Annotated in this window: 27 protein-coding genes, 2 tRNA genes and 1 riboswitch; of the genes, 11 read left to right on the forward strand and 18 right to left on the reverse strand. The window is 35.0% G+C overall.

The window, feature by feature from the left end; genetic code table 11:
- Positions 1-56: 56 nt before the first annotated feature.
- Entirely contained in the window at positions 57-1,586 is a 1,530-nt protein-coding gene (locus GFS03_RS06645) for an ammonium transporter (protein WP_153423084.1), read from the reverse strand.
- A 308-nt stretch (positions 1,587-1,894) separates the two neighbouring features.
- On the opposite strand from GFS03_RS06645, the gene GFS03_RS06650 reads away from it, so the two are divergent.
- Together GFS03_RS06650 and GFS03_RS06660 are read left to right on the forward strand one after the other, a co-directional pair.
- Positions 1,895-1,980: transfer RNA gene (locus GFS03_RS06650), tRNA-Ile, on the forward strand.
- Positions 1,981-3,967: 1,987 nt separating this feature from the next.
- Complete coding sequence (locus GFS03_RS06660; RefSeq protein WP_153423085.1) at positions 3,968-6,262, forward strand: STT3 domain-containing protein; 2,295 nt, start codon at positions 3,968-3,970, stop codon at positions 6,260-6,262.
- Here GFS03_RS06660 and GFS03_RS06665 read toward each other — a convergent pair.
- The 8 genes from GFS03_RS06665 to GFS03_RS06700 are packed head-to-tail and all read right to left on the reverse strand — an operon-like array spanning position 6,252 to position 10,645.
- Positions 6,252-6,422 (reverse strand): RNA-protein complex protein Nop10, encoded by a 171-nt coding sequence (locus GFS03_RS06665; RefSeq protein WP_153423086.1) that lies wholly within the window; start codon positions 6,420-6,422, stop codon positions 6,252-6,254. The genes GFS03_RS06660 and GFS03_RS06665 overlap by 11 nt on opposite strands.
- On the reverse strand, positions 6,419-7,219 hold the full coding sequence (locus GFS03_RS06670) for a translation initiation factor IF-2 subunit alpha (protein WP_153423087.1): 801 nt from the start codon (positions 7,217-7,219) through the stop codon (positions 6,419-6,421). Before GFS03_RS06670 ends, GFS03_RS06665 begins: the two co-directional genes overlap by 4 nt.
- 2 nt (positions 7,220-7,221) lie before the next feature.
- The gene (locus GFS03_RS06675; RefSeq protein WP_153423088.1) at positions 7,222-7,419 is read right to left on the reverse strand and encodes a 30S ribosomal protein S27e; all 198 of its coding nucleotides are present in this window, start codon (positions 7,417-7,419) and stop codon (positions 7,222-7,224) included.
- On the reverse strand, positions 7,419-7,706 hold the full coding sequence (locus GFS03_RS06680; protein WP_153423089.1) for a 50S ribosomal protein L44e: 288 nt from the start codon (positions 7,704-7,706) through the stop codon (positions 7,419-7,421). Before GFS03_RS06680 ends, GFS03_RS06675 begins: the two co-directional genes overlap by 1 nt.
- Positions 7,703-8,158 carry a hypothetical protein gene (locus tag GFS03_RS06685; protein ID WP_153423090.1) on the reverse strand — a complete coding sequence of 152 codons (456 nt, stop codon included), beginning with the start codon at positions 8,156-8,158 and terminating at the stop codon, positions 7,703-7,705. The genes GFS03_RS06680 and GFS03_RS06685 overlap by 4 nt, the downstream gene beginning before the upstream one ends.
- Positions 8,148-9,140, reverse strand: coding sequence for a DNA primase small subunit PriS (priS, locus tag GFS03_RS06690; protein ID WP_153423091.1), 993 nt, complete (start codon positions 9,138-9,140; stop codon positions 8,148-8,150). Before priS ends, GFS03_RS06685 begins: the two co-directional genes overlap by 11 nt.
- Positions 9,106-9,843: a DNA polymerase sliding clamp Pcn2 gene (pcn2, locus tag GFS03_RS06695; RefSeq protein ID WP_153423092.1), complete on the reverse strand. Its 738-nt coding sequence runs from the start codon at positions 9,841-9,843 to the stop codon at positions 9,106-9,108. Before pcn2 ends, priS begins: the two co-directional genes overlap by 35 nt.
- A 34-nt stretch (positions 9,844-9,877) precedes the next feature.
- Positions 9,878-10,645, reverse strand: a complete 768-nt coding sequence (locus tag GFS03_RS06700) for an ATP/GTP-binding protein (RefSeq protein WP_153423093.1) — start codon at positions 10,643-10,645, stop codon at positions 9,878-9,880.
- 54 nt (positions 10,646-10,699) lie between these two features.
- On the opposite strand from GFS03_RS06700, the gene prs reads away from it, so the two are divergent.
- From prs to rnz, 3 genes are read left to right on the forward strand one after another with little or no spacing between them, the layout of a single operon-like run.
- Complete coding sequence (prs, locus tag GFS03_RS06705) at positions 10,700-11,575, forward strand: ribose-phosphate diphosphokinase (RefSeq protein WP_153423094.1); 876 nt, start codon at positions 10,700-10,702, stop codon at positions 11,573-11,575.
- Positions 11,572-12,516 carry a TRM11 family SAM-dependent methyltransferase gene (locus GFS03_RS06710; RefSeq protein WP_153423095.1) on the forward strand — a complete coding sequence of 315 codons (945 nt, stop codon included), beginning with the start codon at positions 11,572-11,574 and terminating at the stop codon, positions 12,514-12,516. Before prs ends, GFS03_RS06710 begins: the two co-directional genes overlap by 4 nt.
- The gene (rnz, locus tag GFS03_RS06715) at positions 12,513-13,388 is read left to right on the forward strand and encodes a ribonuclease Z (protein ID WP_153423096.1); all 876 of its coding nucleotides are present in this window, start codon (positions 12,513-12,515) and stop codon (positions 13,386-13,388) included. Before GFS03_RS06710 ends, rnz begins: the two co-directional genes overlap by 4 nt.
- On the opposite strand, the gene GFS03_RS06720 is transcribed toward rnz, so the two are convergent.
- On the reverse strand, positions 13,389-13,826 hold the full coding sequence (locus GFS03_RS06720) for an RNA-binding domain-containing protein (protein ID WP_153423097.1): 438 nt from the start codon (positions 13,824-13,826) through the stop codon (positions 13,389-13,391).
- Positions 13,819-14,385, reverse strand: a complete 567-nt coding sequence (locus tag GFS03_RS06725) for an AAA family ATPase (protein ID WP_153423098.1) — start codon at positions 14,383-14,385, stop codon at positions 13,819-13,821. The genes GFS03_RS06720 and GFS03_RS06725 overlap by 8 nt, the downstream gene beginning before the upstream one ends.
- An 18-nt stretch (positions 14,386-14,403) precedes the next feature.
- Here GFS03_RS06725 and thpR point away from each other — a divergent pair, with 18 nt between their 5' ends.
- From thpR to GFS03_RS06740, 3 genes are read left to right on the forward strand one after another with little or no spacing between them, the layout of a single operon-like run.
- Entirely contained in the window at positions 14,404-14,988 is a 585-nt protein-coding gene (gene thpR / locus GFS03_RS06730; RefSeq protein WP_153423099.1) for an RNA 2',3'-cyclic phosphodiesterase, read from the forward strand.
- Positions 14,948-16,186 (forward strand): CCA tRNA nucleotidyltransferase, encoded by a 1,239-nt coding sequence (gene cca, locus GFS03_RS06735; RefSeq protein WP_153423100.1) that lies wholly within the window; start codon positions 14,948-14,950, stop codon positions 16,184-16,186. Before thpR ends, cca begins: the two co-directional genes overlap by 41 nt.
- A complete protein-coding gene (locus GFS03_RS06740; RefSeq protein ID WP_153423101.1) occupies positions 16,174-16,773 on the forward strand; it encodes a serine/threonine protein kinase in 600 nt (199 codons plus the stop codon). Before cca ends, GFS03_RS06740 begins: the two co-directional genes overlap by 13 nt.
- On the opposite strand, the gene GFS03_RS13770 is transcribed toward GFS03_RS06740, so the two are convergent.
- Positions 16,756-16,980, reverse strand: a complete 225-nt coding sequence (locus GFS03_RS13770; protein ID WP_153424567.1) for a hypothetical protein — start codon at positions 16,978-16,980, stop codon at positions 16,756-16,758. The two genes, GFS03_RS06740 and GFS03_RS13770, sit on opposite strands and share 18 nt — an antisense overlap.
- A 169-nt stretch (positions 16,981-17,149) precedes the next feature.
- On the opposite strand from GFS03_RS13770, the gene GFS03_RS06750 reads away from it, so the two are divergent.
- Positions 17,150-17,246, forward strand: a tRNA-Pro gene (locus GFS03_RS06750).
- 5 nt (positions 17,247-17,251) lie between these two features.
- Here GFS03_RS06750 and GFS03_RS06755 read toward each other — a convergent pair.
- From GFS03_RS06755 to GFS03_RS06780, 6 genes are all read right to left on the reverse strand, one after another.
- Entirely contained in the window at positions 17,252-19,429 is a 2,178-nt protein-coding gene (locus GFS03_RS06755; RefSeq protein WP_153423102.1) for a fibronectin type III domain-containing protein, read from the reverse strand.
- Between the two features lie 23 nt (positions 19,430-19,452).
- On the reverse strand, positions 19,453-20,250 hold the full coding sequence (locus GFS03_RS06760; RefSeq protein WP_153423103.1) for an ABC transporter permease: 798 nt from the start codon (positions 20,248-20,250) through the stop codon (positions 19,453-19,455).
- Positions 20,225-21,397: an extracellular solute-binding protein gene (locus GFS03_RS06765; RefSeq protein ID WP_153423104.1), complete on the reverse strand. Its 1,173-nt coding sequence runs from the start codon at positions 21,395-21,397 to the stop codon at positions 20,225-20,227. Before GFS03_RS06765 ends, GFS03_RS06760 begins: the two co-directional genes overlap by 26 nt.
- Before the next feature lie 83 nt (positions 21,398-21,480).
- On the reverse strand, positions 21,481-22,224 hold the full coding sequence (locus GFS03_RS06770; protein ID WP_153423105.1) for an SDR family NAD(P)-dependent oxidoreductase: 744 nt from the start codon (positions 22,222-22,224) through the stop codon (positions 21,481-21,483).
- A gap of 715 nt (positions 22,225-22,939) precedes the next feature.
- A complete protein-coding gene (locus GFS03_RS06775) occupies positions 22,940-23,638 on the reverse strand; it encodes a TatD family hydrolase (RefSeq protein WP_153423106.1) in 699 nt (232 codons plus the stop codon).
- Between the two features lie 31 nt (positions 23,639-23,669).
- Positions 23,670-24,074 carry a hypothetical protein gene (locus GFS03_RS06780; protein WP_153423107.1) on the reverse strand — a complete coding sequence of 135 codons (405 nt, stop codon included), beginning with the start codon at positions 24,072-24,074 and terminating at the stop codon, positions 23,670-23,672.
- A gap of 1,147 nt (positions 24,075-25,221) precedes the next feature.
- Positions 25,222-25,307, forward strand: a riboswitch (Fluoride riboswitch).
- An 18-nt stretch (positions 25,308-25,325) separates the two neighbouring features.
- On the opposite strand from GFS03_RS06780, the gene GFS03_RS06785 reads away from it, so the two are divergent.
- Positions 25,326-26,279 (forward strand): respiratory chain complex I subunit 1 family protein, encoded by a 954-nt coding sequence (locus GFS03_RS06785; protein WP_153423108.1) that lies wholly within the window; start codon positions 25,326-25,328, stop codon positions 26,277-26,279.
- 8 nt (positions 26,280-26,287) lie between these two features.
- Positions 26,288-26,926, forward strand: coding sequence for a hydrogenase (locus GFS03_RS06790; RefSeq protein ID WP_153424568.1), 639 nt, complete (start codon positions 26,288-26,290; stop codon positions 26,924-26,926).
- Positions 26,927-26,930 lie beyond the last annotated feature (4 nt).

Consider the following 26,930-nt stretch of genomic DNA (forward strand, 5'->3'; position numbering starts at 1 on the left):
TCCACAGACAAAAAATAAATCTTGCTAGTTTAAAGAAAAAGTTACAATTATACCCATTATTCTTCATCATTATTTTTCTCTTCTTTCTTAGATAAAACGACTGGTTTTTCCTTAGATTTAGCACTCTCTGGAATTGTAGCCAATAATTCCGAATATGCTACCTCACCATGCATAGCGTAATCTCCTATTGCTAGTTCTTGAGGTGCTGCTTGTAATGGTATAAATAATCCTATGAACTTTAGAAGGCCAAAAGTCATTGCGAAGTCATATATAAATACTACTACTACTGCCAGTGCTTGAATTTCTAGTTGATACCAATTACCATAGAGAGCTCCTCTTAATCCTGGAGCCACAAACTGTGTAACTGCCGGATTCGCAAAAACTCCAGTTAATAAGCCACCTAGTATTCCAGCTATCCCGTGAGTTGAAAACACTCCAAGCGTATCATCAACTCTTAGCTTTGGTTCTAACCAATATAGGGCCATCCATGGTATACTTCCGGAGGCTATTCCAATTAACGCAGCTTCCCATCCGTTCACGTAACCTGCAGCTGGTGTAATTGCAACTAAGCCAGTTATAGCACCACTAGTGGCCCCAACTAGCGTTGGCTTTCCAAAGAATTTCATATCCATTAACATCCATACTACGGCACTTACTGCAGTAGCGATATTCGTATTTAGCACCGCTATTGCAGCATCTACTGTAGCTCCTAATGGATCACCGCCATTGAAGCCATCCCAGCCTAGCCAAATTAAGCCAGCACCAACTAAAATTAAAGGCAAACTATGCGCCTCTAACTTCCGTTCAGTAGCCAACCTAGGACCTATTGCTAATGCTGCAGCTAGAGCCCCTACTCCAGCATCAACATGTATAACATAACCTCCAGAGAAGTCCACAACCCCTAGTTGATTTAACCACCCACCTGCAAATAACCAATATGCAACTGGACTATATACTAGGAGAGACCAGAAGGGTACAAAAACCATCCAAGCTTTAAAGTTCATTCTCTCTAATATTCCTCCAGCTAACAATACCGGAGTTATCGCAGCAAAAACGAACTGGAAGAATATAAAGGTAGCAGTTGGTATATTAGCGTGAGCACCACTAGGACCATAGGTAGTTTGCGAAGCTTCAAAAAGTCCTCCCCAGGATGGAACAGGATACCCTAATATTCCATAACCATGAAGAGAAAGCAATGCGGGGTATCCGAAACCAAAATTATAGCCAGCTATTATCCATATAACTAACACTACAGCAAATGCATAAAATATCATTAATGCTGAATTAACTGCATATTTCTTTTTAGATAATCCAGCATAATATAATGCCACACCAGGAACACTTTGCAATCCTACAAAAGTAGCTGCAGTTAACATCCACGCGTTGCTTCCAGTATCAAGCCAAGATGGTACTGCTGCAGCAGGATAACTAGATGTTCTGTTAAGGATTGATTGTATTGACTGATTAAGTTGCTGGATTACAGACGAATTTGTGGCAGTTTGAGAGTGCGTTAAAATAGTTGAAAACAAAAACATTATTAATATCATTTGGACGATCAATAACATCTTGTATTTCCACGTTTTCATCTCAATCTAGGTAAAGAGGTAAAAAATAATTATTAAGAATTTCTATGGATCTGCATAATAACTTTTCATGGATATGGCTATATTTTTAAAATATATTTATATGTATGGCAAGCCACTGATGCTTCTTTCTAAATTATTTTCATATTACTTGAATAGAAATGTTACATATTATTTAGATTTTTCAAAATTAGAAAATCATTCAATCTTCTTTATATTCAAGAATAGCAAGTGTCTTCTTATGAAATTAAAAAGAAGACAACTAATGCTAAGTAAGCTTTATATTATGAAATTTAAGATATAAATTAAGAGGGCCCGTAGCTTAGCTTGGTGGAGCGCCCGGCTGATAGGGTGCTCAGAAACCGGGAGGTCACGGGTTCAAATCCCGTCGGGCCCACTACTTATATTGACAATAAATTCAGTAGACGATGTAGGTATATATATAATATTGCTAAAATTATAGTATTTATTTAAAATTAAAATATCTCCCTTCTTAGGAACATACGAATAAACATTAAAATAACTTAGATGAATTGAGCCATTATCTGAACTTATATTTTCATACCACCAAGAGGTTATCCTAAATGATTCAATGTTAAAAAACAAATATGATACATTAGAACTATTCAATATTATATAAGGTAAAATTTTAGTTTTATTATAGAAATTTGGAATGGAAAAACCAGTGAAAATTCCATAAGTCCAAGGAATCCATTTACCTAAAAAATAGTATGAACCATTAAACGTAGTGTACCATAAGTCCCAAGATACTATAAAAACCATTTGCATGAAAGCTTGATACTCACTACCCTCTTTGCTTAATAATGCCATAGTGAAATTTTGGGCTGGTTTAGAGTAATTTATCTGCATAGAAATTTCTGAAGAGAGCAACAGTAACTCCCAATTTGAATACTTATCATATTTTTTGTCGGTAGTAAAGTTCTTCACTATTTCACCCAATAACTTATTAAGACCGTAATAGTAGCCTACTTGTTGCAAATACGTATTAGCATAATTGCTCTCATATACTTCATTAAATGGCATGTGATTAAAAACCCAGTCTGGTGGGGTTCCCATCATGTGATTTTGAATAATAAAAATCAATTCAAAAAGCTTTAAATTTCCTTTATAGATAATATACGTCTGTGGATAAATTACTATATATCCAGGGGACCAATATCTATCAATATAATAGCTTCCCACTTTTATAGTATCGTAAGTATATAGGCTAATATTGAAAGTTTTAGGCGAAAGACTAGTTTCCTTGAACTCTAAAGTGAAATTGAAATCTCTCTCATCTGTTGCATATACCTTACTGCTGTTAAGTAAAATGAAAGTTATAGGGGATGAACCATTATAAACGTCCACTTTTAGAAAAAGATAAACTGAATAATTATAAAAAATGTATTCATAAAACTCTGGATTAACTTTAGGGGGGTAAGAGGGAGTAAGTACATAGGAATAATTACCTATCTGATGCTTTACTGAATTTGTGGACAAATGAAGAACTAAGGGAATACTTAAACTCTGATTATACGTCACATAGATTGAGATGATGTCTGGAGAAACTCCCCACGGTTTTACAGTTATTCGAAAAGTAAGAGATCCATTATAGTAGTAGTGGAAGTTATTAACAATTATATACTTATTTAAATTTAATATAGCAGTATAGTAATAGTAAGATTCGTTTTGAGAGATATTTCCCCCAAAATGCCATTCGATATTAGTAAAGTTCCAACTAGCATAGCTCTGAATTGAATATGAACTTGTAGTAATAAAGGAGAAGCTAGTGCTAATATTATCACTTGGAGGATAAGAAGTATAAAAGGGAGAAGCATATACATCTGAAATGTTTAGATAGATCGCTGTGACATTAGGTTGTTCAGATATATTGTCATAATAATATGGGTTTAGATAATATATGGAGTAATTTCTCGCTATAGTGTAATTAGAGAAAAAACCTGCTAAATCTGCAACTCTCCAATAAGCTTCCGGGGTTACTTGACTAGCATTGAGCTTTAAAATATCAATAATTTGCCCTAAGATCGGTCTTCCGGATGCATTATAAATGAAAAGAGGTTTTGGATTACATGACGTTAATGAAGAGTAATTAGTGATTACTGGAAAACTTTCAGCATATTTTATAGGATTAAAATCGTAAATAGGCCCAGGTAAGAAGGTGGGATAAAATGTCGAGAACATAAAAGGCGTATAGAGAAAAGAGTAGATAACAAGAACGTTAATGACTATAATCCCTAAAACTATAAACGCGCTGTTCCTTACCATATGAAGTTAAAGCTTTAATTAAAAAATATCCTCAGTAAACTAAAACTGTATGCTTGGAATAAGTTTAATAAATGTATAATACTTAATACACTACAGCCATGCAATCAGTTAAGGGACTAAGGAGAGATTTACAGAAGTTATCACTTATAGACTTACCTCTGATAGTAGGTCTTTCATTAGTTTCGATATTAATTAGAAGTCTAAGTGCTAATTGGCCTTTGGCTGTTAATGAATTCGATCCTTGGTATCTTTTCTATAACGCATTGTTAATAGCTCAAGCTCATGGAAACTGGTATGCAGTAGCTCCGGATGTACTGGGCTGGTTCCCATGGGGATACTTCATAGAATTGGGAAATACTATAGGTTTGCCTTTCTTAGTTGCATTAGTTTCATTGCCCTTTTATGCAACTTATGGCGCCAACGCAGTATATACAGTCGCAATATTTTCTGATATTTTATTAGCTGGACTAGGCGTTGTAGCATCATATCTTTCAATAGAATCAATAACTAATAGCAGATTGGCTGGTTATATGGCAGCTGCTATAATCGCAGTTTCCCCTGCGTTAACATATAAGAACTTGTTAGGTGGGCTTCCCAAGACATCTTGGGGTGCAGTGTTTATACTATTTACAATATTCCTCTTCAATCAGGGTTTAAAGAAGAAGAACGTCTGGTATGGAATACCAGCAGGTATATTATTATTCTTAGCTGAGATCTCTTGGGGAGGCTATACTTATATTGACTTAAGTTTGCTCGTAGCAGCATTCTTACTAATTCTGCTAAATAGAAATGATGAAACTACTGCAAACTTGTACACAATAATGGTAGTTGTAACTTCATTTCTAACTTCATTAGCCCCAAATAATATAGGTTTCATGTCCGGTTTAGCACATGGCTTGTCACTGCTCTTAATCTCAGCTGTTCTTTATTTAGATTTATATCTATCAAGAGCACTTCCTAAAGAAATAGTAGATTCAAGAAATCTAATAGTAATTGCAGTATTAATTTTCATATTCACTATAGGCTTATCTGGATTATCGATTCTAAGACCAACATCAGCACCAATACCCTCTAGATATTACGCTATAATAAACCCGTTTTATCAGGTTACAATACCGATAGATAAGACAGTAGCAGAATATATTCCACAACCAATAACTGCAATGATACAAGATTTCGGAATAGCACTATTCTTATCAGTAATAGGGATGTATTACTTGATAAGAAAAGGAAACCTAGTAGGTTTATGGTTATTAGTATTAGGAGTTGCAAGTATATTTGGTACATCAGAACAGCCCTATCTATTTAACTATACAGCATACATGGTAGCAGCGTTGGGAGGTTTAGGAGTTTATTACATTACAGATAACCTACTAAAGGGAGTGAAAAATGGAAACGGTAACAAAATTTTAGTAGGCTTTGTCTTAGCAATGGTAGGAATATCCCTAGTTGCAGATGCTGGGTTAGCAACTTTAGCGAGTAATGAACCTCCAGCAATAACCAATGCTGCTACAAGCTTCCTAACAACTAACTACTCTTGGGTATCTGCAGCGAATTGGATAAGAACCCATTCACCACAGCACGCGTTTGTATTATCCTGGTGGGATTATGGGTATTGGCTGGAAGTTTTGACAAATAGGAGTGTGATAGATGAAAATAACACGCTCAATGGCACACAAATTAAACTTATGGCAGAAATGTTCTTGAACAATGAAACTTTTGCAGCAAATGTCCTAGAGAAATATTTCCATTTGCATCCTTATGGTAGCCCAAACTATACTATTCCAGTTTATATAGTAGCGTATGACGCTGTTACGTTAGTATATTCCGGGAGCCAAGCCCAATGGTATATAGGATACCCACCTAGTTTCCCTGGCGCGTTCTTTGGATATACAACCAGTTTAGGGGATATTGGAAAAGCTATGGGAGCAATGACAACAATAGCTGAATATCCTCTAGAAGAATATATAAACTTAACCGAAATAAACAATACAATAACACAAATTATTGATACTTATGCATCTACAAATCCAACTATTGCCGAGAACTTAGCTTCACAAGTTTCACAAGCTGAACCATTTGCGTGGACTCCAACGGCTTATAACTCACTTATAGTACAAATGTTCATTGAGAGTCTATATCAAATTGGATATGGACAACCAATAGCTCCATTTACAACGCAGATAGTTCCTACCAGTACTGGATATACTATAACTGGATCTCCATTACCACGTGTTCAACTAATGTACTTCCAACCTGCATATATAGCACTATTCCCGGTAGGAAATGGAGGTGCTGGAGGAGTGTACTACACTACTTACATAATGGTAATGGTATATCAGTTTACCCAACCCGGTGTAATACTAAAACCTACAGTAGTGATTAACAGTTAAGCTTTGCTCCTTTTTTTAATTCAATTCTATATTTTACATATTTATCTTCTGGTGAAAATCTAGATGGATGAGGAATTATAGTCTTAGAGCCACATACAGGGCAAATATCTTTAAAAGTGTAAGTGTTATCTTTAGGGCATTTCTTCATTTTCCACTTCATTTCTTAACCACACTTATATCTACGTTTTCCTCTTTTCCTATCTTAATTAAATTAGAGATAAGTTGGTTTAGAACCTCTGAGGTCTCTTTTGGATTAGTTCCTATTACATCTACCCTATATCGAGGTGCTCCGATAGTATATATCTTTACATTCAGTATACTCTCATGGTCTTGTTCTATATTTTCTAGTGCTTTTGATATTACTTCTTTAATTTTCTCTACTCCTAAGGGATCGTTTGTCCTAATTGTTATAAGCCCGGACATTTTCACTTTCCTTTCTTCTGAATGCTTTGAAGCTTCTTCTAATAATGGTTTAATCCAGATATCCGGAACTCCTGCATCAATTAGTATTTTTTCTCCTTCTTTAACGGCCTTCTCAATTGCCGAAATAGCATCTCCGTACTTAGCCTCCAATTTCCATGCTACTTGCTCCCAGGCCTCTTTCTCACTTAATTTTAGTTGTTGTGATACCAATTCCAAAATTTTATCTAATCTCTGAATTTTCTTCCATTGTAAATTCTTCTTTCTTCTCTCATCATCAGTAACCTTTTTTAATGATACATCTACAGTACCTTTTTTCCTATCAATTCTAATTACCTTTACCACAACTTTCCTATTTTCCTTTAAAACATCTCTAATGTTCTTAACCCATTTACTACTTACTTCACTCCAAGGTAAGAATGCTTGTAAACCCCCATATTCGTCTAAGGTAACATAGCTACCATAATCAAAAACTTGTTTTACAGTTGCGATTAAAATTTCCCCTTCTGAGGGGATTTTGCTTCTACTGTAAATCATCTTTAACCCATTATTCTAACTACTTCTCCAACTATTTTTGCTTTACCACCAGCAGAGTAGACCAATTCTGTCCCACAACTCAAGCATCTAACTGGAAATGTAGAGTGACTAAATATTGTTTGCTCATTACCGCAATTTGGACACTTTACTCTAAGGAATCTACTTTTTGGTTCTGGTATTAGGACCTTCAATTTCTTCATCACTTAGCCACCTCCACTAATTCTAACTTCTTTACTCTAATTCCCTCTTTTACTACAGTATAACCACACTTAGAACACTTCAGTACTAGCGTTTGTTTCTTTGTAACTTTTGCAAATCTCTTCTGTTCTGGTTTTCTTTTACTTCCATATCCAAGATTCTTTCTCTCATATCTTCTCTGCCCTTCAGCAAGATTTCTTCTCTTACCGCTCTTATATAGCGACACAGAGTGATCCGTATGAGTCTTACACTTTGGACAATATGTACTAATGACCTTAGGGACTTTCATAACTGTTCTTCAATATCTATTTTATAGGGAGTTAAATAACTTGCTATTATCAATGGTAAGGCTTCTCTCATAGGTAAAGCCAAAATATCTCCTTCATCAACCTTATGATTATTATAAATTAATGGCTTCTGCACTATACAATAGATCTTATCATTATAAATTATATATCTCCCAATTAATAACTCAATGTAAAATTGTTTTAATAAATTAAAAATATTGAAAATGAATTCGTCAAATCCTTTACTAACTTTTCCCTCTAGGATCTTAGCCAATCTAAGCTCAAATAACGATTCAGCCAGTTCTGAAAGAAATTTCAATTCCTCCTTTCTGATTTCGGCATCAACAAATGTTTTAGACTTTTTAATAAGAGTCAAATATTTGATAATCTCCTCTAGCTTAAGTTCAGTAATTTCTTCCTCTGATAACTCCTTTCTAACCAATTCATCTAACATAAGCTTTCACCTCCCCCAAATTCTTCAAATGAAGATAAATCCCAACACTAGATTCAATCTTAATCGGTATACCCCTATTTAAGTTAATCCTCTTGCCTAGAACTTCAGTTTCTATACTGATATAGGGCAAAAATATTGTATAACCAGTAAAAGGGGACAAGGTCTCGTTAAACTCAAAATCATCTAAATTAGTTACCTCCTTTACAATCAATCCAGATTTTCCATGCAGAGAATTTGGGATCCTAATTAACCTCTTAACGTCAATGGTAACTTGCTCATCAATAGTAACCCCGTTTATACCGCGATTTTTTCTACCAACCCACCCAGGAGCATTTTCACTACCATTAGGATAGCTTGGAACGTCAATACCCATAACGTATTCTGCGATTTCCTTTCTATCGTCAGAATCTAAAAGTGCGCAATCACCATAGCAATCAACTTGAACATGAAAACCCCTATTTCCGGAAAAGTAAACCTTAGGTTTTAATCCGAAATCGTTTTCAAGAATCTCAACCAAATTTCTAGCCTCTTCTAAACCTCTTTTTATACATTCGCTTGTCATCTCGACATACTCTATAGCCTCTACGCCGTCTTTCTCACATTTCTCAGAGGCGACGGTATTACCACAAACTGGACAAAACCTAATTGATCTTAGTTTACATATGTGATCGGCATCTATATCAAATAGCAAATCTGACCCCATCCAAACCTTCTCTTCCATGTCTCTAGCACTTGGCAATTGATATCTTGCAGAAGAGTAAAATAGATGGAGTGGCAAATTTTTGTTAACTAAATAGTCCCTTAATTCCTCACTAGAAGAGAAGGAGAGATGTCTTACGTACGTGTCCGAACCAAAAGGTTGAAGGGCGAATTCCCTTAATTCCATATCCTTTGGCAATCCTAATTCCGCGTTTAAATAATAGTTCCTAAAAAAACTCTTAATTAAGTTACTCTGCCCTTGGTGCAATGTAAAAGTCCCCATAGCCTTCTTGCGGTAATTTGAATCTAAGCTTCAAAGGTATTTGAGAACCGAAATATAATTCCATTGAATCAGAAGCTCTTCTCATTTTAGTGGTATTCGCTACATATTCCATTCCATAGCTACTATTAACATCTGCACCTGAAGCTTCTAATAGCGTTCCACTATCCGTTGATAACTCTACCCTTGTGGTGGCGAGATCTCCAATAACTTCAAAATAAAGTTTATTCTCCTTCGAGTATATATTCAAAACTTCACCTAAATCAGATAATTCGTCAATTATGTCAGCAAAAGTCACAGTAAGTAGCTGTGCCTTAAATGGAAACTCTAAATTAACTGAAGGTGGCTGGGTGCTTTCAACTTGAATTAATGGAAGTTCAAAGGATCTAGTAAATTCTCCATCAAATGTAAGTGTTAACCTAGATTCGTTCGAAGAAAGCGTTAGCGTATCGTCCTTTAAAACGCGTTTCAAGACGTCATTTACATCCTCTAGCTTAAAACCTATTATTTCCTTATCTTGATTAACTTCAAACCCCTCAAAGTAACTTGATGGTAAAAATATGTCCAGAAAAACTACCCTTGAAGGGTCAATCCCGCTAACTCTTATACCTTCTTTAGTCACAATAAAGTTAGCTTCACTCAGAAAATCTCCTACAGTCCTTAAAATATAAGAGAATGAAACAGCATCAATTACCTTAGCTTTCATTAGTTATCTAATTACTCTATAGGACTAATAAAGCTTATAACTTTGGATTGGGTTCTTCTGTCAGATAATCCTCTCCACCGGCCATCACTCTCTGAATTTCAGCATATAGTTCGTCAAATCCCTTACCCTCTTCTGATGATACGGGAATTAAGTTAGAAGATAGGCTCTCTATTAATAAATTAACTAACTCAAGGGAATACTCGTCCACCTTACCCAACTCATCAACCAAATTCTCAGCATTCTCCCCCCACGCCAATATCTGTTCTAACTCCTTTTCTGTGAGGAGATCTACCTTATTAAGAACGTTTATAATAGGTAAGTCTAGCCTAAATTTTATGGAACTTGAAAGTAGGAGTAAGGATACAAAGCTTCTAGCTTCTTTAGCAAGAAAAGAGTCTAGAAGAAATAACCCTACTGCCTTATTACTTCCCCTAATTAATTGAGAAATTAACTTACCAGTCTCCCTATACGCGAACAACTCTATTTGTCCTGGAGTATCAACTAGCACGTAATTAGCCTCAATTTGGTCAATTTCTGACTTAATCTCGGCTGCTCTAGTCAAAATTAAATCAATAGAGGCCACTAAACTCGAATTAGGCCCTAAATGATAGGTTTGCATCACCTGATATGCATCAACGTAATCCCTTACATCGAAGTCGGGAGTATATGGTAACTGTTCAACTGCTGGATCCAGGTTTATTATAGCAGTATCCATCTCTTGATCAAGTAAGTAATCTTGCAAATTTTTTGTTAGCGTGGTCTTCCCAGATCCTGCTGTTCCAAGTATAAAAACGTAGTACATATCTCTTTTCACTCAGCTTTTAATCTTAAAAACTTCCCCTTAAAGATAATAATAATGATAATAATAGGTGGAACAGCCACAAATGGAATAGATGAAAGTTTATCAAAAATATTATCCATACCTTTAGTAAAAGTGGAAAGTAAGATATTCCCAGATGGGGAATCTTATATAAGAGTACCCTCTTCAATTAGAAATGAAGAAGTATTATTAGTGCAAACAACGGACTACCCCCAGGATAAACATCTAATAGAATTATTCCTAATTGCAGAAACTATCAGAGACTTAGGAGCTAGAAAGCTAACTGTAATAGTCCCATACTTAGCATATAGTAGACAAGATAGAAGATTCAAAGATGGAGAAGCAGTTAGTATAAAGACGATATTACACATACTCAGTGAAGTAGGAGTTAACAGTTTAGTAGTAGTAGAACCACATAAACCAGAAGAACTCTCATACTTTAAAGGAGAACTCAAAATAGTCCATCCTTATCATCAAATCTCGAGAAAAATAAAAGAAATCGTTGAAGATCCATTCATATTAGCACCAGATAGAGGAGCGTTAGAGAGAGCCAGAAAAATCGCCGAAGAAATTAACGCTCCATATTCTTATATAGAAAAGGAAAGGGATAGAACAACAGGTGAAGTAAGAATAAAAGAGGCACCAAACATAAACCTAAAAGGTAAGGATGTAGTTCTAATAGATGATATAATTAGCACTGGAGGTACAATTGTGCAAGCTACTCGTTTAGCCTATTCCTTAGGTGCTAGAAGCGTTACAGCAGTAGCAGTCCACTTATTGTTAGTGGGAGATGCAAAAGAGAGGTTAAGGGAAGCGGGGGTAAAAATGTTGATAGGAACTAATACCATTAACGTGAATGACAAAGATATAATAACCATAGACATCTCACCATCAATAGCACTAAGCTTATGAAAACTAAAACCTATGCTGTATTAAAAGGAAACAATTATTTTTTATCATTAGCTGAATTGAAAGCACTACTTAACGACGATAGTGTAGAGATTAGCTACTTCACTGGAGTAGCAGTATTCGAAGGAAATAAGGGAAATATAGCTAATAGGTCAGCCAGGATAAAAAGAAGTGGTGAACTTATATACATCTCAGATGATCCGAAAGAAATTAATGAAATATTAAGAGGAGGATGTTTCTGGATAAAGGAAGATGTAATAATGGGCTCTCAAAAGGATAATTTATACGCGATAAATCACGAGATAAAACGAGGGGTAAAAGTGTCCAAAGAATGTGAGAAAATTGACATAATATTAACTGACGGAGTAATTATATTGGGAAAAATAAAGGGGCAAATTGACTCTAAGAGTCTCCTTGCACACGAGAAGAAACCGTTTTCTCAGTCGGGCACAATGAATCCCGAAACTTCAAGATTACTTGTAAACCTTTCTAGACCTAAAAAAGAGGTACTCGATCCTTTCGTTGGTACTGGGTCAATATTGATTGAAGCAAGATGGTTAAACTATGAGTGTATAGGGAGCGATTTAGATAAAAAAATGTTACAAAAAACTAAGGCTAATCTAAATTATTTCAATTATGATTGTAATTTGCTATTTTCCTCAGCAACCAATCTACCATTTCACCATATAACTTCAATAGCAACAGATCCCCCATATGGAAGGTCAACAAAAAATAAAGGTGCAGAGTTAATTCAGCTTTATGAGGAATTCTTCTCCTCAGCGTCAGAGACATTAACAAAGGGTGGATTTCTAGCCTTCGCTACTGATTCAAGATTCAATTTTATAGACAAACTAAAGGAAAATAGTTTTATTATAAAAGGCTTACATTACTTGTATTCACATAAGAGTTTAACAAGAGCAGTTTACGTGGTGCAAAAAAAGTGATTCAAGTATTCTTTTTAGGGACAGGGGCAGGTTCCCCTTCTAGAAAAAGGAAATTACCAGCATTCTTGATAAGAAGAGAAGGCCTAAATATTTTATTAGATTGTGGGGAGGGAACACAATATACACTAATGAATAATAAACTTGGAATAAATTCAATAAAAATTATAGGAATAACTCACATGCATGGAGATCATGTATTTGGATTATTAGGAGTAATTGCAAGCATGGGTCTCCTAGAAAGAAAGGAGACACTATACATTCTCGGGCCAAGAGAACTTAAGAATTTCCTCTACACGTCTTTTGAATACTCTAAATTTAGACCTTCATTCAAAATAGAGTTTATAGATAATTACAGTGATCAGAATATTACAATATCTACATTTAAAACATGTCATACCATAGAGTCACAAGGATACTTAATTTCAGAAAGGGATAGAGTAAAAATAGATGAAGAAAAACTAGAAAAGGAAAAAATAAAGGACTGGAGGGTAATTAGAAAATTAAAAGAAGGAAAAACAGTAGAATATAATGGAAGGTTGTTAAAGCCAGAAGATTATTTAGTTACAAAAAGGGGATTAAAAGTAGCCTATACTGGAGACACTTTGCCTTGTCAATCAGTAATAGACTCCGTTAAAGGGGTTGATCTCCTAATTCACGATGCGACATTTTTAAATGAACCTTCAGCCTACACATACGGCCATTCAAATGTAGCAGACGCTGCTAAGGTCGCATTGGAAGCCTCAGTGAAGCTATTAGCCCTAACACACATAAGCCCCAGATATGAGGATATAACTGAGCACTTAAAAGTGGCTAGAAGAATTTTCTCTAAATCAATTTTACCAGATGACTTATCTTACATAACTCTTAAGTAGTTAAACATCCGGGGGAATAGGATTATCCCAGAGAGGTACACCATGGGCCGTCCTTGGAGCTAACCAATCGACCACTTCTTTAGGATTTTGATATTCTATATAAAATTTGATTGCACCTAACGGAGATTCCTTATCACTGTCGACAAAACTTAGGACACCAACTGCTGCAGCTTGTTTATGTATCATAAAAGCTATCGTATTGCCCTCTATACCCCTCATCAAGTATTTTCTAGCGGAATCCAAAATTCGCTCATTCCTTAACACCCTATGAAGTTTTATCAAGCTTCTAAGTGTTTTAGCTTCTAGAACCAAAATATCAATAATTCCCTCCTTCCTCGTGTTAATTTTTTCGAAATCAAAGAAGTTTGAAATTGCTGAAAGAACCTTATTTACGTCCTCTGAAGGTCTGACCTCTGCAACTACCATAACTTTAACCATTTTTTAACACTCTATCCGTTACTTCTTCACAGCGTCTCTTAAATTCCTCGTAGTTTGAATCATTAGCTATAATATAATCTGCCATAGCTATCACTTCTCCGATACCTAGTTTTAGTTCCTCCCTATCCCTTCTTATTAAGTCAGAAATTTCCTTAGAATCATCACTTCTCATCCTCTCAATCATCCTCTTATATCTTAACTTGGGTGGAGAGTGAACTGCTATAACGTAAACATCATCACCTAAAAGTCTTTTAAATTCATCAACTTCAGCCAAACTTCTCACACCATCAAAAACTACTAGATCATAGTTACCAGTACCCAATTCCTCAACACAGAGTCTAGCAACTACACCGTCTCCATAAATTTCCCTTAACCTCTTTGCAAAATCCATTAACCTTTCTCCAGGTTTAGCGTCAATAAAATATCTTTTCTTTACAACGTCACTCATCACTATAACCTTTGCTCCCCTTTCCTTTAATAGCTTTGCAAATTCACTTTTCCCAGAGCCTGGCATTCCAGTAATTAGAATGACTTTAATTGTGACCACCAAATAACTTATTATAGAGGTTTAAAAATTATGAGGCTCTTTATAGGCATAGAAGTACCACAGTCCCAAAAACTACTTGAAATATTCGAGATAGTAAAAAATACGGGAGCTGACATAAAATTGGTCGAACCATATAACATTCACATTACATTATTATTCTTAGGCGAAGTTAGGGATGACAGATTAGAAGAAGTGAAAGATTCAATGAGAGAAGTAAAATTCAATAAATTTAGAGTCACACTAAAAGGTTTAGGAGCATTTCCAAATTTAACAAGGCCAAGAGTTGTTTGGGTTGGAATCACTGAGGGTCAACAACAGCTTAAACAGATTAGATCTTATATACTTAACGAGATATTAAAGCGAAAAATTAAACCAGAAGACGATAAGGATTTCTCACCTCATCTAACAATAGGAAGAGTAAAAAGCTACAACTCTATTAGCAACCTCATAAATGCAATTAATGAGAATATGAACGTGGATATTGGAACCTTTGAAGTTAGTAATGTCGTTCTCTTCAAAAGCACGTTAACTCCAAAAGGCCCAATATATGATAGACTGTTTGAAGTGAGTTCAATTGATAGAGGAGGAAGTGCTAAAGATAATAAAACCTACTGAAGAAGACAAAAAAGGAATAGAAAAAGTATTGGAAATCATTGGAGAAAGATTAAGTAAATTAGATTTTGAGGTCGAGGGATCATTTAGGAAAGGAACCTGGCTAAGGCAAGACACAGATGTAGATATCTTTGTATTTTATCCCAAAGACGTCGGAAAAGAATATCTAGAAAGAAATGCACTAAACGATATTATTAGTAGAATAAAAGATCTCAATTATACCTTGGCATATGCTGAGCATCCTTATGTAATAGTTAATATAAATAACATAGAAGTAGATATAGTCCCAGCCTTGAGGGTAGAGAGTGGAGATAAGGCAATAACAGCTGTAGATAGAACACCATTCCACACGAAATACGTTACTTCCCACCTGGATGAAAGAGGAAAGGATGAGGTTAGATTATTAAAAAGATTCATGAAAGGAATAGGCGTTTATGGAGCTGAATTAAAAGTACAAGGGTTCTCTGGATATGCTGCAGAACTCTTAATTATATATTATGGAACTTTTAGAAAAGTTCTAGAAGGGGCCTCTAAATGGAAACATCCAGTAAAAATAGAATTAGCAAAACCAATGAAAACGTTTTCTGAGCCATTAATTATCCCAGACCCAGTAGACCCTAGAAGAAACGTAACAGCTGCAGTATCATTAAAAAATATAGCAACGTTCTCAATTGCGGCAAAATATTATCTAAAAAACCCCTCTATAGAGTTCTTCTTCCCATCAAAAAAAGTAGAGGAGAAAATTAAGGGAGACGTGCTTATTTTGAGGCTAAATTTGAACGAGAAGAGTTCAGAGGATATCATATGGGGTCAGATAAAGAGAAGTATAAACAAAATAGAGAGAGCTTTAAAGCAGTATGGTTTTAGAGTAATCGATATACAAGCGTGGGGAGATACCAGCAATATCGTTATTGCAATACAATTGGAAAGCAAGAACATTGGACAATACTATCTAAATATTGGACCACAGTACTACTCAGAAACTATAGATGATTTTATTCAGAAAAATGATAACATATGGGTTGGAGAAGATGGGAGATTATACTCTATAAAAGAGAGAAAAGAATACGATGCAGAGGCCATAGCCAAAAGGAATATAGTTCTAAAGGTGAAGTATAATATCGAGAGCTATTGGCTGCAAAATACGGAAGATCCACAAATAATGAAATTCTTGAGGAAAACCCCAACTTGGTTAAAATAAGCTATTTCATTTACCCTTATTATTCTAAAGAAGTCGAAGAAGAGCTAAGAAAGGCTGGATTTGATTACGCGTTCTCATTTGGTCAAAAGAGCTTGGGGAGGCTAAAAGTATTAGGAAAAGGAAAAACTGGAATAGTAGTATTAGTTGAACCATATAAAGCCCTAAAAATAAGGAGAACAGACGCTCCCAAAGAAACCTTAGAAATTGAAGCGAAAATGCAAATTAAAGCTGGAGAAGAAGTAGCACCAAGAGTTTATGATTACGGTAAGAATTTCATTTTAATGGAGTATATACGTGGGAGAAATTTAACTAAAAATGAGACAAGAGAAACAATAATTGATTTACTAAAAAGGGCTAGAATCTTGGAAGAGAAGTTCATAGAGCATAAAGAATTGAGAAGACCGTGGGAGAACGTAATGGTCACAAACAGCAGAACGTATATTATAGATTACGATTCAGCTACAATAAAAGAGAAGCCCAGAAATGTTACAAAACTACTTTCAAACTATCTAAATAGGCGTGACTTAGCAGTAAAGTATTCTAAATCCGAAATAACTTTTGAGCAGCTCTTATCTCAGTTGTTCTAAAACCATAACTTTCTGTGGCTTCTTTCTAAAAAATATTTTTATATCATCCAAAGTTGGAGTGCTTAGCTCATGTCCACACCTAGGACATTTACCACCAAATATTGATTTTATCTCTGATGGAGTCCTCACGCCATAGAAGTCTTGTCCAACCTTTTCAAACTTATGTAATATTGTTCCACAATTCTTGCAAACATATTTTATCGGAATTGATGACCACCTATTAACAAGTATTTACACCATTTAATATAGCCCAAACTACTGTGATACCCGTTATACAAACGTGTCAAGCAGGGAGAGAGAGTAGACCGAAAGTGAAAGTATTATGTGAGTATTAACAATAGGTTAATTTTTAAACCCATCATCTATCTTTATTAGAGGGGCCGTAGTCTAGCTTGGACTAGGATGCCAGCCTGGGGATACCTCCCTAACCACCAGAACGCTGGTGGTCCCGGGTTCAAATCCCGGCGGCCCCACTATTTTACCAATCAAATCCATTACTCCTATTTCTCGTAATGATAGCAATACTCAACAAAATCATCACAGCCAATAATATGATAACAATACTTTGACCTAAACTTAAACTATTACCATTACCAGATACTGCAGAAACTATCTTATTGACGATAGTTACATTAACAACTTTCATCTTAACTACAGTAACGTAATCTCCAGTATAATGAATTACAGCAATACCAGGGGACGAGGAACCAGCTGGATTTACACCGATCACCTTTACCAAGTAAGTCCCATTACTAATATTAGTTACAACGCTATTACTTGGTCCTTCATAAACTAAGCTATTATTAACATAAACGAGATACGTAATTACGTTAGGTTCATCATTCCAGCTAATATATAGATTATTTCCAAATCCCACAAGCGAGACTTGCGGAGCAGTAGGTGGTAAATAATAAACTACATGGTAAACATATTTGGAAACCCCAGCTGAGTTTACAGCTATTATCACTAGCGTATAATTACCTTGAGGCACCCTAAACAAATAGGTATTATTACCCTTTACGTCCACAATCTGAGAAATTAGACTACCATTAGTACTATACAATTCCAAACTTATATTAGCTGGAAATGAGGTAGTCCAATTGACTAGAATACCACTTCCCAACTTAGTTATAAATGCGAAAACACTAGCCTTAGTAATTGGAATAACGGTAAGCACCAAGGGAGAGCTATTACCAAGCTTATTAACTGCATAAATAAAAACGTTATAAGTCACATTTGGAATCAAATTCCCTATTGTAACACTAGTACCATTAACAAAATGTGAGCTAACCATTGAATTCCCGTTCTTAACGATAACATAATAACCTAGTATAGGATAGCCCCCAGAAAAAGTTGGAGCTAACCAACTTAATGTAACATTATCGTTACCGTACTTCACAGAAACGAGTTGGGGAGGATTAGGAACTGAAGCAGGAGTTAACGTGACTATACTTGATGGAGATGAATAGCCAATAGAATTATAGGCTAAAACCTCAAAGTAGTACGTTACACCGTCTTTCAATCCATTTATAGTGTAACTAGTAACGTTGCCAACGTTAATTGAATTATTGAACCCCATGTTATTCCAATATATTATCTCATAACCGGTAGCCAGCCTAACTGGACTCCAGGCTAAGGTAACTGTCTCATTTCCAGCAGAATAAGATGTTATCTTAGGAGGAAGAGGCGGAAAGTTGAACGTAACTAGCTGTAAAGCAGAAACATCACTTAATGAACTACCAATGCCTCCGGCAAGATATAACATATTTCCTACTTGTACGTATCCAGCAGAATATACTGGGACGGGAAGATATCCAACTCTTTGCAAATTACCATTATAATAGGCTAGGATCGCGTTATTAATCCCACCAGAACTTGCAGTATAAATATAACCACCTACAATAAACAAAATACCCCTATAATAGGCTAAGGCAGTATCGTGAATCCAGTAGGGAAGAACACCATTCAGAATAGTCCAATTATTATTTTGAGGATTGTAAATCAAAATATCATTAGTATAGGCACTATACCCAATATAGCCACTAACTATTATTAAAGAAGTTCCATTAAATATATAACCACCTCCATATGTAGGAACTGGCATGTAACCTATTACCCTCCAACTATCATTATTGGGATAGAACACTCTAACTACATTAGAAGGTGGAAAATAAAGACCAGACGGGCTAGTAGTATTCTCTCCGCCAATAACATAAATTGCATTATTATAGACAAATACGTAAGGAGAATATGCTGGAAGTGGCATTTCGCTTACGATAACCCAAGAATTACCATTAAGTTTAAGAACATAAGGGATTATCCCAGAGTTATTATAACCACCTATAACATAAATTGTATTATTATAGACGACTGCTGAAGGCGAAATAACATTAAAAGGCAAACTAGGTCCAATATTCCATGTACCATTAGAATATATCCAAACTTGATTTGAATGCGAATCCCCACCAATAACGTATAAACTACCTTGATAGAATACTACTGCTGCATGAGAATTGGCATAAGGTAACGATGCTAAATAACTTGCACTCACGGAAAATGATGGTGAAGAGGCATGTAGAGATATTCCTTGTAATAATAATAGAGAAAATAGAAATAATATTAATGGCGTCCATTTTTTCATATTACCATACTTCATTCCTTAATAATTTAAAAGGATTTTCATGTCTTATATAAGAAATGGTTAACTATTCTGCTTGCAACAATTAGTATAAGAGAGAAAAGTAGAAGAGTAGCTGAGGCGCTTATTGAGGCGTTAAAATAAGTTTCGTACTCATTATAAATATACACTGAAGCCACGTATGCGTTATTAAACAACCACCCAGTAACGTAAGGTGCAACTATCACCACAGAACCAAATTCACTTATAGCCCTAGCAATAGAAGTTAGCCCAGCGGATATTATCCCCCTAACTGAAAGAGGGAAAACTACGGAAGTAAATACCCTAAATTCAGAAGCACCTAAGCTCATCGCATATATTTCATAAGACCTTGGAAGAGACTCGAAGAAATTCTGCATCGAACGAATATAGATAGGACTAGAAACGATAATCAAAGCCAACAATAAGCCAGTATAAGTGTAGTAAAAAATAATACCATGCGAGTAAAGGAAAGCACCGAGAGGATTGGTAGGACTATCGATGAAAATTAAAGCAATACCAACTAACGGATGTGGAATAGATGCTGGTACATCAACTAGAGTTTCAATGATTGGATTCGTATGTCTTGATAAATAATATGCCAAGGGAGTAAAGACTAAAATAATTATCACAATCGAAATGGCTGAAGCAAAAAACGTCAAACTTATTGAGGAAAGTAAAGAGCTACCGAACGCAACTGATTTAACTAAGAACGGACCATAGCCGTAAAATAATAGATAGAGAGTAGGTAATGCTAAAAGGAGAGAAAGAAAAAAGGATATAGCTTGTAAGCTATTAAACTTCAGAGAAGTTGCCCGCATATTTTAACTCACCAGAGTTTAATAAGTTCATTATAGACTGTGGAATATTACTGGTTTCGTTAAACAATAAAGCTGGTTGTATAGGAATAACATTAAACTTAGTAAGTTCTGATTCGTGACTTAATATAAAGCTAATAAACTGATATGCTACTTGTGTATTCGAAGCGTTTAATGGAACAGTAATATATAGGTAAACTGGATTTCCGTGAATTGTAAGCGTTTGACCATTCACACTTATATTATACGCAAATTGGCTATACCAATTTGTCTCGTTAGGATAATATCCAAAACTTAGCCAGGGAGGTAACTTTAGATACTCTAATCCTTGAGATACTGCATAAGACACATAAGAGAAGGTAAAGTCTAAAGTACCGGCTTTTAAGGGCGCCACATAGTTAGCCGTACTAGGTGCTACTTTGACATTTGGATTCGCTTTAACGAGATTCACAAAGTAGCTTATATTATGATTAGAATATAAATAACCAGCCATTTGAAGTATCAAATAAGCATATAATCCTTCAGGGTCAGTGTTAGGATTGGCAATTCCCAGACTGAACTTGGTAGTTAGTAAGTAGAAGAAATTATACCAATATTTAGTATCATTAGTCTCCATAGCCATAGTGTAATTAGAATATAACTGAGACCAATAAGGAGATTTCGTAGTATAGTTAGAGTAAACTATTGCCATCTGATCTGATAGAAAAGCTATAGCCCAACCAGGATTCCTACTGCCAGTTAACTCAACAGCTTGAATATAGGCAACTGGAATGAGAACATTCGCGGGTACTGGAGTCTGAGAAGCTATTTGCGAAGCTAACGCGAATGATCCGCTACCTACTACATGAACTGGAATTCCAGTAGCGTTCTGAAATTGGCCAGCTAAGTAGTTAAGAATAGCAAGATAGGCTCCCGCTACGAAGACTGTAACACCTTGAGATGAAGTGCTAGTAGTTGACGGAGATGTGGTAGTACTAGATAGAGAAGAACTAGTTGTAATAGATGAAGATGTAGTAGTTGACGAAGTAGTTATGGATTTAGATGGATGATTACTTAAATAATATCCCACCATCCCCGCTATCACAGCGATTATAACAACAACTATTATTACGACAGCTTGAACTCTAGTTAACCCTTTATTTAACGTCATATGTATAGTCAGTAATATTTCCAGTAATAAATTTTTTCCTTGTAAAATGATCTTAATATTTTATAAATTTTCTCCAATATATATTAACTAAAATACCTACTTATTATACTATAAGTGAAACTCTGGAAGAGGTTAGCAAACTTAAGGAAATAGGGGTCCAATTTCAGTCTGGAAGGCACATAAATCTCCCTCTTACCAGTCCTTATTGCTTTTAGAACGGCTTTAGCAACTGCTTCTGGCTCAACACTGTACTTAGCAAAAGGATCACCATTACTCTTCTTAAATGAAGGATGAGAAGTGAAGTTAGTCCTAACAGGGCCAGGATAAACACCACTTACCTTAACATTATACTTTCTCATCTCAGCCCACAAGCCATTAGTTATACTAGCCAAACCAGCTTTAGTTGCTGAATAAACTAAAAGCTTAGGCGTAGATATATAAGCGGCTTCCGAAACAATGTTAACGATATTTCCCTTCCTCCTAGAAACCATATGGGGAACCACAGCTTTCATGAAGTATAGTGGAGCTAGAAGATTAGTCCTAATCATATACTCTTCTTCATTTAAATCAGTCTCTAAAAAAGAGCCATAAACTCCAAAACCTGCATTATTAACCAAGACGTCAATCTTATCAAACTTCTCTAAAACCTCATTTACAATCTTAAATACACTACTCCTATCACTGACATCAGCCTCATAAATTACATCACCAACATCCGATTTACTCCTAGAAATTGAAATAACAGTGTAATTATTCTCCTTAAGTAACCTAGCTGTAGCTCTCCCTATACCTTTAGATGCTCCGGTTACAATAGCAATTTCGGGCATATGTAAAAAATAACATTCTTTTTAAAAATAATTTATCCCGAATTTTTCCTGACCTAACAAAGGTTATCTTATGCCTTAGACTAATCAACCCAAATAAATTACTTCCTTCAACCCTAGTCTCATAATTACAATAAATCATAATACACGTTAGACCTCATTTACTTCTTTAATTCGCTGGCAATCTCGTTAATTGATTCACCTTGATGGTTCTAATGAAAGTATCATTAACTCTGACTGAACTACACCTCATCGACGAAGCATCCACTATGAGGATTTCTTGCTTCTCAGACTAACCTACATCTATATCCTAAAACATTCTAGAATTTTCCCTTGTAGAAGAGAAATTACTAAGAGTTTGCTCTCTCCTTATCCAAGGATATGGCCTAGCTTTTCCAGTAAAAGCTCATGCTCCTTAACTTTTTCCTCCAGATAAGAACTTTATCTACAATAGGACTATCTCAAGAAAGGGACTTTAGTCTCCTTAACCCCCATGAGTTAAACAATCAATGTACAAATGACTTTTGAAGTAATACCCCCCTTTACCACAAACATGATCTCTGCTAACAGCATGTCCTTGTTATAGAGATATCTTGAATAAAAGTTATTCTCTATATAAAAAATCTAGTCCAAAATCCACACCACAGAAAGTTCATGTAGTTTCCCTAACTTGTATAGATTAGTATAGAAGATTCAAAACACTCTTATAATATCTATATTAACTGTTAACCACATTTAGTCCATAGGCTTTATAAAAATTATCACTTACACTTTTTATCAATTTCTGCTCCTCTATACCTAGAAAACTACTCATAAATGAAATAGCGTTGGGTATGTCACTCGGCTCTAGTAGCTTACCCCTATACTCATAACCACCATCACTTTCAGTTAAAATAAATCTCAAATCAGCGTTCCTTAACACATCCTGATGTTTCTTCTGAAAAGTAACGGAAGGATTTATTGAAATAAAATACCCCGCACCCTCAATATCCTTTAACAAACTACTAGGCCCAGTATACCAGTGAAAAATAGCCCTTTTCACATCGTATTTAACTAAAATGTTTAATGCGTCTTCCCAAGCATCTAAAGCGTGAACGTTTATCAACTTACCCTCCCCCGCCTTAATCTGCTCCTCAAAATACTTAATCTGTAACTCTTTAGGAGCCTTGGAAAACCTATAATCCAAACCAACTTCTCCAACGAAATCCGCTTTGCTAATCAAAGGTAAAACTCTAGTTAGATCCTCCTCGTGGACACGCCAAGGATGAATACCAACTCCTACTAATACGTTCTCTCTCTTTAAGGAGAGAGTATCTATAGCGGATTGGTAATCCATTGAGACAGCCGCGATGAGATAACCCTCATAGTTTTTCTTCAAATAGGAATAATGACAATGAGCATCAAAGTACTTGTACATATTAAAAGAAATAAAGGAGAAAAAGAAAAAATTAACTTAACACATCAGAAATCGTTACATTAACTTCTAAACCTTGCTTGGATGAAAACACTAACTTAACATCACCGCCCATCATAAATGACTTACTAAAGTATCCATTAACTATACCAGAGTAAATCACAGTGGAATTATCTTCAACAGTTAAATTAAACACACTATGTCCCATGACTTTAATCGTAACGTTCCCATAGCTCAACTTCAAGGGAACAGTGTAATTTGTTGTTGAAGCATTCGACATTATAGCAAATTGATAAGTTACGTTTTGAATGTTCGTAGTCGTATAGTACTCTTGTCCTTTAGAAACTGGTGTCTGTGGATGATAGAACAAGTTAGTGTGAGTTAAGAGAAACACTCCTACCAGAATAATTGCTAATACAACAATTACCTTACCTATCATGATAATCAATACTTCGACGGATAAAGTTTAAAAGGAGAAAAGGATGATAATTCCATACTTTTTACAAGATCAGCTATTGATTTCTTTAGTATATTTAAAGTATTTAAACAAGGAAATAGATAGCTCATGTAGATATTTACTAAGTATTTTCTCTAGATAGAAAAAATAAGGATATTACTTGTTCTCTGATTTCTCCGCTTATAAGAGATCAATCTTTTTTAAAAACTCAGAACTACACATACGAATCATCTTAAGAATTTCAAATATTTACCCTCGTTTATCTACTCCATTTACGGAAAACCAAAGAGGATTTAGACTCGATGTTTTAATAATAAATTATATTTCTTAGCTATTCGATCTTAGATAAAGATTATTATCAGTATCGTAAATAACTATTCGAAATAATGCCTCTACGGGTAAAAGTTCATAAATAAAAATTTACACTTCACCTCGTTGTTATTATGTTTTAACTCCTTTGTTAGTGAATGGATATTTCTAGCAAAATAACGAGTACAGACAGCAATTTTGTTAATTAAGTATAAATCATATAAAGTATTGGTTTGTTTTTAATTCAACATATGATTCCATTGTTAAAAAGAGAAAGAGTAGCTGCCACATTTTTAAATCTTCTTGCAAAAACTTCGCTACGATATTAAAGTATTTGGCTAAAATGATTTAGAAGAATTTAAACTACCCTTCAAATGAATGAATAATTATCAACACTCAATATAACTGGATGATTCAAGTACCCTCTCAATTTCAATTCATTTCTGTGGAAGTGTTTAAAATTATTGATTCTACATTTTATAGGGCTAATAAGGTAAGAGCGTAAGGTAGTCTTATGAGACCTTTATTAAATAAGCAAACATGCTCTCCTCTAATATACTAAAGACCCAACATTAAACATTAGGCATATACAATAATTTCTTAGCAGAGTTGTACTTAATTCAGATAAGATATTGCAATTTTCAAAGAAAACATAAATCACCCAGGTAACTATCATCTAGATTTTAAGAAATTCATGACTCATAATTTATATCTATAAAAACGCTTAGATACTTATGGAAATTCAATAAGTTCACAAAGCATGCTCTAGCAACAACTTTAAAAATGAGTTACTGGGATAACTATCATGTTGAGCTTAAGCAATGAGACGGGGGATGGCGTCCCCCTAGGGTACATCCCTAAACCGCCCCTTAATTGATGATAGGGGTTGATGACGCCTACTTCGCCACAAAAACGGTGGGAAGTATGGCGCCAAATGATGCTCAAATGATAGCTTCAACAATAAGTCAAGTTATTGCAGTGGTTCTGCTATCTCCTTTATATCAAGGAATTTATGATAAAGGAAAAGCTATAATTGAAGGACGAAATGGGCCTAGTATCTTCCAACCTTACTACGATATAATTAAACTCTTAAGAAAAGAAACTGTTATTTCAAGCAATTCGTCAACAATATTTATTTATGCTCCTTACATAGTTTTTGGGATTTATCTCCTGATTTCTTTTGTCATCCCAGTAGTTTATCCTGCACCAATACTATTTACCCCCACGGTGGACTTTCTAGGCGGAGCGTTACTCTTTTCCTTAGCTGCATTCATAAAAATGATTGCCTCTCTTGAAAGCGGAAGTAACTTCGTAGCATTGGGAGTAAGTAGAATACTATCTTTCACTTTCTTATCTGAAGCTACATTAATAACTGTTTTCTTTGGTGTAGCTCTCATAACTGGTACAAATAACCCTTACGTAACATTAGACTATATTTCTCAGAGCATTTCTCATTACTTTCAATTGGATCACATCTTTGTCTCAGTCTCATTCTTCATGTTATGGCTTTTTGAAACCGGTAAATTACCCGTGGAAAGCCCTGGGCTAAGTGAGATGGGCATGATTGACGATGGAGTTCTCTATGAATATAGTGGAAAATTACTTGGAATATTAAAATGGGGTTCTTACATCAAACAATATTTGTTAGGATCTGTACTCTTAAACGTTTTCATATTCCCTTGGTTTTTGCAAGTTGGCACTATAGGTGCATTAATAGACATTGGTGTGATGTTCATTAAATGGCTACTACTAATCCTAATAAGCATAATAATTAACACTACACTAGCTAAACTAAGGTTATTCAAGGTTCAAGATTATCTAGCAATAGCATTCCTCCTTTCCCTATTCTCACTAACGCTTACCATCTTGTTGGGGTGAAAGAGATGATGAATAGTTCAGAAATTTTGGAGTTATTTTCAACCTTTATAGTAATTTCTGCACTTTACATTCAAGGACAAGCTTACTTTAAACCAGCAATATACGTCCAAGCTATTCAATCCACTCTTATCGCAATCCTAGGCTTCTATTTAGGAATAACACTTTCTTCTATCGATTATATAGTTTTAGGAATAACAATACTAATACTTAGATCTATACTAATTACAATATTTTTATTCAGGGGATTAAAAGAAAAACCAGGTATTAGGGAAAGCTCTAGAGGAGTAGCTTCCGAGCTAATATTAGATCTGATATTTTCTATTATAGCTTCCCTACTAATATATTATTCAGTTCTGAAAAAAATAAATATAATTACAGAAATTAACAATACGTTGATTTTGTTATTCGCCTTCATCTTGCTCTTTCAAGGACTATTTCTAATTATTTCTAGAAGAAGTACAATCTTTCAATTTCTAGGTTTCATAGAAGAAGAAAACTCTACCATTCTCCTTGGCATTTTACTATTACCTATTCCATTTCTAATAGAAGTGAGTATATTTCTTGACGTTTTGGGATTAGTCATTGTTTCCTCAATTCTAACACTAGAAAAAATAGAACACTCAAGATTAGACGAATTAAAAGGGTGATCTA

The sequence above is a fragment of the Sulfolobus sp. E5-1-F genome (genome assembly GCF_009601705.1).
GTDB lineage: Archaea > Thermoproteota > Thermoprotei_A > Sulfolobales > Sulfolobaceae > Saccharolobus.

Excerpts from the sequence above, each read along its gene's own strand:
- priS (WP_153423091.1), bottom strand. The coding sequence starts at position 9,140 with ATGGGGACTTTTACATTGCACCAAGGGCAGAGTAACTTAATTAAGAGT.
- GFS03_RS06710 (WP_153423095.1), top strand. The coding sequence starts at position 11,572 with ATGAAAACTAAAACCTATGCTGTATTAAAAGGAAACAATTATTTTTTA.
- GFS03_RS06780 (WP_153423107.1), bottom strand. The coding sequence starts at position 24,074 with ATGATAGGTAAGGTAATTGTTGTATTAGCAATTATTCTGGTAGGAGTG.
- GFS03_RS06675 (WP_153423088.1), bottom strand. The coding sequence starts at position 7,419 with ATGAAGAAATTGAAGGTCCTAATACCAGAACCAAAAAGTAGATTCCTT.
- GFS03_RS06765 (WP_153423104.1), bottom strand. The coding sequence starts at position 21,397 with ATGACGTTAAATAAAGGGTTAACTAGAGTTCAAGCTGTCGTAATAATA.
- GFS03_RS06720 (WP_153423097.1), bottom strand. The coding sequence starts at position 13,826 with ATGGTTAAAGTTATGGTAGTTGCAGAGGTCAGACCTTCAGAGGACGTA.
- GFS03_RS06670 (WP_153423087.1), bottom strand. The coding sequence starts at position 7,219 with ATGATTTACAGTAGAAGCAAAATCCCCTCAGAAGGGGAAATTTTAATC.
- thpR (WP_153423099.1), top strand. The coding sequence starts at position 14,404 with ATGAGGCTCTTTATAGGCATAGAAGTACCACAGTCCCAAAAACTACTT.
- GFS03_RS06660 (WP_153423085.1), top strand. The coding sequence starts at position 3,968 with ATGCAATCAGTTAAGGGACTAAGGAGAGATTTACAGAAGTTATCACTT.
- GFS03_RS06645 (WP_153423084.1), bottom strand. The coding sequence starts at position 1,586 with ATGAAAACGTGGAAATACAAGATGTTATTGATCGTCCAAATGATATTA.
- GFS03_RS06665 (WP_153423086.1), bottom strand. The coding sequence starts at position 6,422 with ATGAAGTGGAAAATGAAGAAATGCCCTAAAGATAACACTTACACTTTT.
- GFS03_RS06685 (WP_153423090.1), bottom strand. The coding sequence starts at position 8,158 with ATGTTAGATGAATTGGTTAGAAAGGAGTTATCAGAGGAAGAAATTACT.
- prs (WP_153423094.1), top strand. The coding sequence starts at position 10,700 with ATGATAATAATAGGTGGAACAGCCACAAATGGAATAGATGAAAGTTTA.
- GFS03_RS06680 (WP_153423089.1), bottom strand. The coding sequence starts at position 7,706 with ATGAAAGTCCCTAAGGTCATTAGTACATATTGTCCAAAGTGTAAGACT.
- GFS03_RS06775 (WP_153423106.1), bottom strand. The coding sequence starts at position 23,638 with ATGTACAAGTACTTTGATGCTCATTGTCATTATTCCTATTTGAAGAAA.
- GFS03_RS06770 (WP_153423105.1), bottom strand. The coding sequence starts at position 22,224 with ATGCCCGAAATTGCTATTGTAACCGGAGCATCTAAAGGTATAGGGAGA.
- GFS03_RS06760 (WP_153423103.1), bottom strand. The coding sequence starts at position 20,250 with ATGCGGGCAACTTCTCTGAAGTTTAATAGCTTACAAGCTATATCCTTT.
- GFS03_RS06700 (WP_153423093.1), bottom strand. The coding sequence starts at position 10,645 with ATGTACTACGTTTTTATACTTGGAACAGCAGGATCTGGGAAGACCACG.
- GFS03_RS06790 (WP_153424568.1), top strand. The coding sequence starts at position 26,288 with ATGAATAGTTCAGAAATTTTGGAGTTATTTTCAACCTTTATAGTAATT.
- GFS03_RS06785 (WP_153423108.1), top strand. The coding sequence starts at position 25,326 with ATGGCGCCAAATGATGCTCAAATGATAGCTTCAACAATAAGTCAAGTT.
- GFS03_RS06755 (WP_153423102.1), bottom strand. The coding sequence starts at position 19,429 with ATGAAGTATGGTAATATGAAAAAATGGACGCCATTAATATTATTTCTA.
- pcn2 (WP_153423092.1), bottom strand. The coding sequence starts at position 9,843 with ATGAAAGCTAAGGTAATTGATGCTGTTTCATTCTCTTATATTTTAAGG.